Annotated in this window: 8 protein-coding genes; 1 reads left to right on the top strand and 7 read right to left on the bottom strand. The window is 68.7% G+C overall.

What is annotated here, in order from left to right:
- Positions 1 to 56: 56 nt before the first annotated feature.
- The 6 genes from ilvC to RWP81_RS11050 form a co-directional block, all read right to left on the bottom strand.
- Positions 57 to 1,082, bottom strand: coding sequence for a ketol-acid reductoisomerase (gene ilvC, locus RWP81_RS11075; protein WP_055953951.1), 1,026 nt, complete (start codon positions 1,080 to 1,082; stop codon positions 57 to 59).
- Between the two features lie 111 nt (positions 1,083 to 1,193).
- Entirely contained in the window at positions 1,194 to 1,703 is a 510-nt protein-coding gene (gene ilvN / locus RWP81_RS11070) for an acetolactate synthase small subunit (RefSeq protein ID WP_314456073.1), read from the bottom strand.
- Position 1,704: 1 nt separating this feature from the next.
- Positions 1,705 to 3,513 carry an acetolactate synthase large subunit gene (locus tag RWP81_RS11065; protein ID WP_314456071.1) on the bottom strand — a complete coding sequence of 603 codons (1,809 nt, stop codon included), beginning with the start codon at positions 3,511 to 3,513 and terminating at the stop codon, positions 1,705 to 1,707.
- A gap of 44 nt (positions 3,514 to 3,557) precedes the next feature.
- Positions 3,558 to 5,276: a dihydroxy-acid dehydratase gene (gene ilvD, locus RWP81_RS11060; RefSeq protein ID WP_314456069.1), complete on the bottom strand. Its 1,719-nt coding sequence runs from the start codon at positions 5,274 to 5,276 to the stop codon at positions 3,558 to 3,560.
- Positions 5,277 to 5,400: 124 nt separating this feature from the next.
- Positions 5,401 to 6,180, bottom strand: a complete 780-nt coding sequence (gene otsB / locus RWP81_RS11055; RefSeq protein WP_314456067.1) for a trehalose-phosphatase — start codon at positions 6,178 to 6,180, stop codon at positions 5,401 to 5,403.
- Positions 6,181 to 6,235: 55 nt separating this feature from the next.
- The gene (locus RWP81_RS11050) at positions 6,236 to 7,705 is read right to left on the bottom strand and encodes a trehalose-6-phosphate synthase (protein ID WP_314456065.1); all 1,470 of its coding nucleotides are present in this window, start codon (positions 7,703 to 7,705) and stop codon (positions 6,236 to 6,238) included.
- Positions 7,706 to 7,905: 200 nt separating this feature from the next.
- On the opposite strand from RWP81_RS11050, the gene RWP81_RS11045 reads away from it, so the two are divergent.
- Positions 7,906 to 8,160 carry a hypothetical protein gene (locus RWP81_RS11045; RefSeq protein WP_314456063.1) on the top strand — a complete coding sequence of 85 codons (255 nt, stop codon included), beginning with the start codon at positions 7,906 to 7,908 and terminating at the stop codon, positions 8,158 to 8,160.
- A 72-nt stretch (positions 8,161 to 8,232) separates the two neighbouring features.
- Here the strand turns inward: RWP81_RS11045 and RWP81_RS11040 are convergent.
- On the bottom strand, positions 8,233 to 9,228 hold a 996-nt coding region (locus tag RWP81_RS11040; protein ID WP_314456061.1), incomplete at its 5' end, for an acetyl-CoA C-acyltransferase.

Here is a 9,228-nt window from a genome sequence, read left to right as displayed (position 1 = left end):
GAGACGAGGAACGCCCCGCGGCCGGAGCCGCGGGGCGTTCAAGGGGTGAGGACAACTCAGCGCGCGGCCGAGCCCTCGACGTAGTCGCTGTCCTGCTGCTTCCAGGCGAAGAGGCCGCGGAGCTCCTTGCCGGTCGCCTCGATGGGGTGACCCTGCTCCTTCTCGCGGAGCTCGAGGAACTCGGTGGCGCCGTTGTCCTGGTCGTCGATGAAGCGCTTCGCGAACGCGCCCGACTGGATGTCGGCGAGCACGGCCTGCATGCTGGTCTTGACCTCGGGCGAGATGACGCGCGGGCCCGAGACGTAGTCGCCGTACTCGGCGGTGTCCGAGATCGACCAGCGCTGCTTGGCGATGCCGCCCTCCCACATGAGGTCGACGATGAGCTTGAGCTCGTGCAGGACCTCGAAGTAGGCGATCTGCGGCTGGTAGCCCGCCTCGACGAGGGTCTCGAAGCCGTACTGGACGAGGTGGCTCATGCCACCGCAGAGAACGGCCTGCTCACCGAACAGGTCGGTCTCGGTCTCTTCGGTAAAGGTCGTCTTGATGACGCCGGCACGGGTGCCGCCGATGGCCTTCGCGTACGACAGGGCGGTGTCCCAGGCCGAACCCGAGGCGTCGCGCTCGACGGCGATGATGTCGGGGATGCCGCGGCCGGCGACGTACTCGCGGCGCACGGTGTGACCGGGGGCCTTGGGCGCGATGAGGATGACGTCGACACCCTCGGGCGCGTCGATGTAGCCGAAGCGGATGTTGAAGCCGTGCGCGAAGGCGAGCGTCTTGCCCTCGGTCAGCTTGTCTTTGATCGAGTCGGCGAAGATCGACCGCTGGTGCTGGTCGGGCGCGAGCACCATGATGAGGTCGGCCCATTCGGCCGCGTCGGCGACGTTCTTGACCTCGAAGCCGTCTTCCTGCGCCTTAGCGGCCGACTTGGAGCCGTCCTTGAGCGCGATGACGACCTCGACGCCGGAGTCGCGCAGGTTCTGCGCGTGGGCGTGACCCTGCGAGCCGTAGCCGACGATCGCGACCTTCTTGCCCTGGATGATCGAGAGGTCGGCGTCGTCGTCGTAGAAGATCTCTGCCATGAGGATGTTTCTCCTTGAGTCAGGTCCCAGAGCGAGTCGAAGGGACCGGGGTTGTGGAACGTGTGAGGTTGAAAATGTCGGCCGCTCGACAGGCTCGAGGGCCGGAGGAGTTCAGCCGCGCAGGACGCGTTCGGTGATGCTCTTGCCGCCACGGCCGACGGCGAGCAGGCCCGACTGCGCGAGCTCCTTCACACCGAACGGCTCGATGGCCTTCAGGAACGCCCCGACCTTGCCCGAGTCGCCCGTGATCTCGATGACCATGGCGTCGGAGGCGTAGTCGACGACCGACGCACGGAACAGGTTGACCACCTCGACCACGTTCGAGCGCGTGGCGTTGTCGGCGCGCACCTTCACGAGCACGTGCTCGCGCTGCACGGACGCCGCGGGGTCGAGCTCGACGATCTTGATGACGTTGATGAGCTTGTTCAGCTGCTTGGTCACCTGCTCGAGCGGCAGACCCTCGACGTCGACGACGACCGTGATGCGCGAGAGACCGGGCACCTCGGTGACGCCGACCGCGAGCGACTCGATGTTGAAGCCGCGCCGGGCGAAGAGCCCCGCGACGCGGGTGAGCAGGCCAGGTTTGTCTTCGACCAGGAGACTCAGAACGTGACGAGACATCTCAGTCCTCCTGCTCGTTGAAGGTGGGCGAGTGATCGCGCGCGTACTGGACGTAGCTGTTGCTGACGCCCTGGGGCACCATCGGCCACACCATCGCGTCGGCGCTCACGACGAAGTCGATCACGACCGGGCGGTCGTTGGTGTCAAGCGCGAGCTGGATGGCGGCGTCGATCTCGTCTTCCTTCTCGACGCGGATGCCCAGGCACCCGTAGGCCTCCGCCAGCTTGACGAAGTCGGGGATGCGGCGCGTTCCGTGGCCCGTGTTCAGGTCGGTGTTGGAGTGGCGGCCGTCGAAGAACAGCGTCTGCCACTGGCGCACCATACCGAGCGAGGAGTTGTTGATGATCGCGACCTTGATCGGGATGTCATTGATGACGCAGGTCGCGAGCTCCTGGTTGGTCATCTGGAAGCAGCCGTCGCCGTCGATCGCCCACACGGCGCGCTCGGGCTGGGCCACCTTGGCGCCCATGGCCGCGGGTACCGCGTAACCCATGGTGCCGGCGCCGCCGGAGTTCAGCCACGCGTTGGGACGCTCGTACTTGATGAACTGCGCCGCCCACATCTGGTGCTGACCCACTCCCGAGGCGTAGACGCCCTCGGGTCCGGTCATCTCGCCGATGCGCTGGATGACGTACTGCGGCGAGAGGAGACCGTCGGTGGTGGGCGTGTAGCCGAGGGGGAACTCTTCGCGGAGGCCGTTGAGGTAGGTCCACCACTCGGTGAAGTCGTGGGCGTTCTCGGCGTCAGCCGCACGGAAAGCGGCTTCGAGGTCGATGAGAACCTCGCGCAGGTCGCCCACGATCGGCACGTCTGCGGTGCGGATCTTGGAGATCTCGGCGGGGTCGATGTCGACGTGCACCACCTGCGCGTTCGGGGCGAACAACGCCGCCTTGCCGGTGACGCGGTCGTCGAAGCGGGCGCCGAGCGAGACGATGAGGTCGCTCTCCTGCAGGGCGAGCACCGCGGGCACGGTGCCGTGCATGCCCGGCATGCCGAGGTGCTGCTCGTGGGAGTCGGGGAAGGCTCCCCGCGCCATCAGCGTGGTGACCACGGGGGCGCCGGTCGCCTCGGCGAGCACCTTGAGCTCGGCCGACGCGTTCGAGCGGATCGCGCCGCCACCGACGTAGAGGACGGGCTTCTTCGCGGTGGTCAGCAGGTGGGCCGCCGCCTGGATCTGCTTGCCGTGCGCCTTGGTCACCGGGCGGTAACCGGGCAGGTCGATCTTGGGCGGCCACACGAACGGCGCCTCGGCCTGCTGCGCGTCCTTGGTGATGTCGACGAGCACGGGACCGGGGCGGCCGGTCGAGGCGATCTCAAACGCGGCGGCGATGGCGCCGGGGATCTCGTCGGCCGACTTCACCAGGAACGAGTGCTTAGTGATGGGCATCGTGATGCCGACGATGTCTGCTTCCTGGAAGGCATCGGTACCCATGAGGGTGGAGAACACCTGGCCGGTGATGCACACCAAGGGCACCGAGTCCATATAGGCGTCGGCGATCGCGGTGACGAGGTTCGTCGCGCCGGGACCGGACGTGGCGATGGCCACGCCGACGCGTCCGGACGCCGCGGCGTATCCCTCAGCCGCGTGACCGGCACCCTGCTCGTGGCGCACGAGGATGTGGCGGACGTGCTCGTCGTCCATGAGCGGGTCGTAGACGGGCATGATCGCGCCGCCCGGCAGACCGAACACGTCGGTCACACCCAGCAGATCGAGCGAGCGGACGACCGCCTGTGCGCCCGTCATCATGGGCGCCGGTGCGGTGCGGGAGGGCGGCCGGGGAATGGCCGCGGTGGGGGAATCGATGGACATGGGAGTACCTCGAGAGCCAGAGAAGGTGAGAAGGGGGACGGCCGTCAGCCCGTGACCGCGCCCTCCGCAGCGGAGTGCACGAGCTTGGAGTACTTGGCCAGAACGCCACGGGTATAGCGCGGGGGAAGCGGTTCCCAGCCTTCGCGGCGGGAACTCAGCTCGTCTGTCTCGACGATCAAGTCGAGAGTGCGAGCGGCGATATCGACCCGTATCAGATCACCATCGCGCACGAAGGCAATGGGACCTGCGTCCACCGCTTCGGGAGCTATGTGGCCGATGCAGAGGCCGGTTGTGCCGCCTGAGAATCGACCGTCCGTCAAGAGTAGTACATCTTTTCCGAGCCCCGCGCCCTTGATGGCCGCCGTGATGGCGAGCATCTCGCGCATGCCCGGTCCGCCCTTGGGGCCCTCATAGCGGATGACGACGACGTCGCCGGCCTGGATCTGACCCGCCTCGAGGGCGTCCATGGCCGCGCGCTCGCGCTCGAACACGCGGGCAGGCCCCTCGAAGACGTTTCCGTCGAAGCCCGCCGACTTCACGACCGCACCCTCGGGGGCCATCGAGCCGTGCAGGATCGTGATGCCGCCCGTCGCGTGGATCGGGTTGTCGAAGGTGTGGATGACCGTGCCGTCGATGGGGTCGGGGTTCAGATCGGCGAGGTTCTCGGCGAGCGTCTTGCCCGTGACGGTCAGCGCGTCACCGTGCAGGAGTCCCTCGTCGAGCATGGCCTTCATGATGACCGGGATGCCGCCCTGGCGGTCGACGTCGTTCATGACGTACTTGCCGAACGGCTTCATGTCGGCGACGTGGGGCGTCTTGTCGCCGATGCGGTTGAAGTCGTGCAGCGACAGTTCGACCTCGGCCTCGCGCGCGATGGCGAGCAGGTGCAGCACGACGTTCGTCGAGCCGCCGAGCGCCATGGCGAGGGCGATGGCGTTCTCGAACGCCTCTTTCGTGAGGATGTCGCGGGTCGTGATGCCCTGGCGCAGCAGGTTGACGACGGCCTCGCCCGAGCGGTGGGCGAAGTAGTCGCGACGACGGTCCGCCGACGGAGGGGCGGCGGAGCCGGGAAGGCTGAGTCCGAGCGCCTCGGCCACCGACGCCATTGTGTTGGCCGTGTACATACCACCGCAGGCACCTTCGCCGGGGGCGAAGGAGCACTCGATGCGCTTGAGGTCGGCCTCGCTCATGCGACCCGCCAGGCACGCACCGACGCCCTCGAAGGAGTCGATGATCGTGATCTCCTTCTCGGTGCCGCCGGAGAGCTTGACCCAGCCCGGAGCGATGGAGCCGGCGTAAAGGAAAACGCTGGAGAGATCGAGGCGAGCGGATGCCATGAGCATGCCGGGGATCGACTTGTCGCAACCCGCGAGCAGCACGGAGCCGTCGAGGCGCTCGGCCATCATGACGGTCTCGACACTGTCGGCGATGACCTCACGCGAGACGAGGGAGAAGTGCATGCCCTCGTGGCCCATCGAGATGCCGTCGGAGACGGAGATCGTGCCGAACTGCAGCGGGTATCCCCCGCCGGAGTGGACCCCCTCTTTCGCGCCCTGCGCGAGGCGGTCGAGGCTGAGGTTGCAGGGGGTGATCTCGTTCCAGCTCGACGCGATGCCGATCTGGGGCTTGTCCCAGTCGTCGTCGCCCATGCCGACGCCGCGGAGCATGCCGCGCGAGGTCGTGGCTTCGATGCCATCGGTGATGACGCGACTACGGGGCTTGATGTCGAACTCGCCGGTGTTCGGATTCTGCGGAGCGGGCATCCTCGAAGTCTATTGCGCGCGCGCGTCCCCCCGATGCGCCACAGGGGATGAACGGCGGATTAATCGCCGTGTGCAGGAGTGCCCGGGAGCCCCGGACGCGGGCGTCGCCCGGCGCGCACGCCGCTCACGCGCCGTGCGCTCGGCGCAGGCGCGCCACGTCCTCCAGCACGGCGACGAACGCGGCGATATCGTCGACGCGCAGGCCGGCCGCGGTCTCTCCCCCACCGACCCGGACGCCGAGGTCCTGCGATCCCAGCGAGCTCAGCGCGTCTTCGTCGGTGACGTCGTCGCCGGCGAACAGCACGGCAGAGGCCCCGACGCGTTCGCGAAGGCGCGCGACCGCGGAGTCCTTGCCCTCGTGGCGGAACGCGAACTCGAGGATGTCGTGGCCGGTACGACGACGCCAGGTGGGGGCTTGCGCACCGACCAGTTCGTCGACGAGGTCTCGCGCGGCACGGGCGGTGCCGGCATCCGCCGTGCGCGTGTGCACGCCGAGGCCGTACTCCTTCGGCTCGATCCACACACCGTCCATCTCATCGGTGCCGGCCGTCGCCTCCCGCTGCAGGCGGTCGCGCAGCGCGAGGTCGTCGGTGTCGTCGGGGGTCTCCTCGACGCCGTTGCCCGGCACCCAGAACTGCGCGCCGTGGGAGCCCGCGAGCCAGAGGGGCGAGTCGTCGGTGTGCTCAGAGATCTCGCGCAGGTGGGCGAGCGAGCGGCCCGAGACCAGCGCGACGACCGTGCGCGGTAGTGCCGCGAGCTCATCGACGATCGCGCGCGCCGCCGGGGTCATGCGCGCCGACATCGGCTCGTCGACCAGCGGCGACAGCGTGCCGTCGAAGTCGAGCGCGATGAGCAGGGTTTCGGTGGTGGCGACGGCCTCCACCGTCGCGTCGGCGGCGGTCATTCGGCATCCATTCCGTCGGCGGGGCTCACGCGTGACTCCTCGGCACTGTCGACGATCATTCGGCCTCCACCGCGTCCTCGTCGTCGGCGACGACGGACTCGACATCAGCGGCCGCCGCACGGGACGAGCGGCCGTGGAACGCCGACAGCGCCTCGAGGAAGCCGCGCGACCAATCTTCGACGTCGTGCTCGCGGACGCGCCGCCGCAGGGTGCGCATCCGTCGGCCCTGCTCGGCCGCGGGCATGTCGACCGCGCGGATGACGGCATCCTTCAGTCCGTCGATGTCGTGCGGGTTGATGAGCAGTGCGCTGCCCATCTCGTCGGCGGCCCCGGCGAACTCGCTCAGCACGAGCACGCCGCGGTTGTCGATGCGACTGGCGACGTACTCCTTGGCGACGAGGTTCATGCCGTCGCGCAGGGCCGTGACGAGCATGACGTCGGCGGCGAGGAATAGCGCGACCATCTCTTCGCGCGGGTACGACTGGTGCAGATAGCGGATCGCGGTGTGCGTGGTGGTGTCGTAGTCGCCGTTGATGCGCCCGACGGTCATCTCGATCTCATCGCGCAGCTGCATGTACGCGTCGACGCGCTCGCGACTGGGGCTCGCGACCTGCACGAGGGTGGCGTCCTCGACCGTGGCCCGGCCGTCTTCGAGCACTTCGCCCCACGCCTTGAGGCGGTGACGGATGCCCTTGGTGTAGTCGAGTCGATCGACGCCGAGCAGGATCTTGCGGGGATTGCCGAGTCCCTCGCGGATCTCTTTCGCACGCTGCTGGATGTCGGGCCGATGGGCCAGCTCGACGTACGACTCCGCGTCGATCGAGATGGGGAACGCCTTCGCCAGGGCGACGCGCGTGCCGCCCTCGGCGTCGGGCACCAGGATGCCGCTGGCCTTGGTCTCGTAGCGCAACTGACGACGTACGGCCCGGGCGAAGTTGCCCGCATCGGCGACGCGCTGGAAGCCGATGACATCGGCGCCCAGCAGCCCCTCGAGCACCTGCTTGCGCCACGGCAGCTGGGAGTAGAGCCCGTAGGCCGGGAACGGGATGTGGTGGAAGTACCCGATCGTGATGTCGGGGCGCAACTCCCGCAGCAGCTTCGGTACGAGCTGCAGCTGGTAGTCCTGCACCCAGACGGTGCCGCCCTCGGCCGCGACCGCTGCGGCTGCGTCGGCGAACCGCTTGTTGACCTTGACGTAGGCGTCCCACCACGCACGCTTGTACGTGGGCGGCGAGATCACGTCGTGGTAGAGCGGCCAGATGGTGTCGTTCGAGAAGCCTTCGTAGTACAGCTGCACGTCGGAGGCCGAGAGCGTGACGGGAACGAGATGCATGTCGTCGAACTCGAACGGCTCGACGTCGACATCGGCTTGCCCTGCCCACCCCACCCACGCACCGTCGGCGCTGCGCATGACGGGTTCGAGGGCGGTCACGAGTCCGCCTGGCGAGCGCCGCCACCCCTCTCCATCGGGGGTGCGGTCGACGGGCAATCGGTTCGCGACAACGACGAAATCGGCCTGGGTCACAGGTCCTCCTCGGGGATCGACCTCAGGCTAACAGCGGGCCGGATCCCAGTTCGGGGGCTGGACGCCGGCGTGAGAACCGGTCGTGGGTGCCGGAACGCTCCGACGCGCCGTATTCCGTCGCCCCCGTCGTTCACCGAACGGGGCGCGCGCGGGTGTCAAGGAGGCGGCGGCGATGAACCACGGGTCGGTAAGTTGGGCGCATGCGGCAGTACATCTTCGGAACCGGTCTCCTCAGCGCCATCACCGGCGGCGTCACGCTCCTGCGCGGACTCAAGAACGACGAGCCGTTCACCTGGCGGACCGCTCTGGCGTGGCTGAGCTGGGGAATCACACTCGCTCTCGCCGTCGGCGCCGTCGTCGACACGCGTCGCGCCCGCCGGGGCCGAATGATCGCGGGTGACTCCCCCGTCCAGAAGAGGCAGGGCAAGCTGCTGAAGAAGCGCCTCACGCGCTGAACACCCCCTCGAACGTTCCGGATGCCGCGGCCTCAGGGTCGCGGCATCCGTTCGTCGATCAGCGGGTGGGTGTCACCGGGTGAGGATGAGTGCGTCGCCCTGGCCGCCGCCGCCGCACAGGGCCACGGCTGCCGTGCCACCGCCCCGACGGATCAGCTCGTGCACCGCGTGCACGACCAGCCGGTTGCCGGAGGCGCCGATGGGGTGACCGAGCGCGATACCGCCGCCGTGCGGGTTGACCACGTCATCGGAGAGTCCGAGCTCGGCCTGCGACCGCGCGACCACGGCCCCGAACGCCTCGTTGATCTCGACGAGATCGAGGTCGGATGCGGCGATGCCCTGCTTCGCGAGCGCCTTCTCGATCGCACGCGCGGGCTGGGCGTGGAGGGAGTTGTCGGGTCCGGCGACCTGGCCCGAGGATCCGAGCGTGGCGAGCACGTCCCAGCCGCGCTCCTGGGCGGTCGCGCGGGTCGTGACGACCACGGCAGAGGCGCCGTCGGAGATCTGCGAGGCGTTTCCGGCCGTGATCGAGCCGCCCTCGGCGAAGGCGGGGCGGAGCTTCGCGAGCGTTGCGACCGTGGTGTCGGGGCGGATGCCCTCGTCGGCGGTGATGACGACGGGTTCGCCTTTGCGCTGCGGGATCGACACCGGCACGATCTCGGCGTCGAACACCCCGTCGGCCTGCGCCGCGGCGGCGCGCTGGTGCGAGCGCGCGGCGACGGCATCCTGGGCTTCGCGGGTGACGTCGTACCGGGCGTTCGCGCGCTCGGTCGAGGCGCCCATGCTCTCGCGGTCGTACGCGTCGGTCAGGCCGTCGAAGGCCATGTGGTCGATCACCTCGACGGAGCCGTAGGCGTAGCCCTCGCGCGAGTTCATGAGCAGGTGCGGGGCGCGGGTCATCGATTCCATACCGGCCGCGACGACGACGGTGGCGTCGCCCACGCGCAGCATGCGGGCCGCGTCGATGATCGCCGTGAGACCCGAGAGGCACACCTTGTTGACGGTCGCGGAATGCACATCCCACCCGATTCCGGCCTCGATCGCGGCCTGCCGTGCGGCATTCTGCCC

It is taken from the genome of uncultured Microbacterium sp., assembly GCF_963521695.1.
Lineage (GTDB): Bacteria > Actinomycetota > Actinomycetes > Actinomycetales > Microbacteriaceae > Microbacterium.
This window is presented reverse-complemented; position numbering and strand designations above follow the sequence as displayed.

Excerpts from the sequence above, each read along its gene's own strand:
- RWP81_RS11045 (WP_314456063.1), top strand. The coding sequence starts at position 7,906 with ATGCGGCAGTACATCTTCGGAACCGGTCTCCTCAGCGCCATCACCGGC.
- RWP81_RS11065 (WP_314456071.1), bottom strand. The coding sequence starts at position 3,513 with ATGTCCATCGATTCCCCCACCGCGGCCATTCCCCGGCCGCCCTCCCGC.
- ilvC (WP_055953951.1), bottom strand. The coding sequence starts at position 1,082 with ATGGCAGAGATCTTCTACGACGACGACGCCGACCTCTCGATCATCCAG.
- otsB (WP_314456067.1), bottom strand. The coding sequence starts at position 6,180 with ATGACCGCCGCCGACGCGACGGTGGAGGCCGTCGCCACCACCGAAACC.
- ilvD (WP_314456069.1), bottom strand. The coding sequence starts at position 5,276 with ATGCCCGCTCCGCAGAATCCGAACACCGGCGAGTTCGACATCAAGCCC.
- ilvN (WP_314456073.1), bottom strand. The coding sequence starts at position 1,703 with ATGTCTCGTCACGTTCTGAGTCTCCTGGTCGAAGACAAACCTGGCCTG.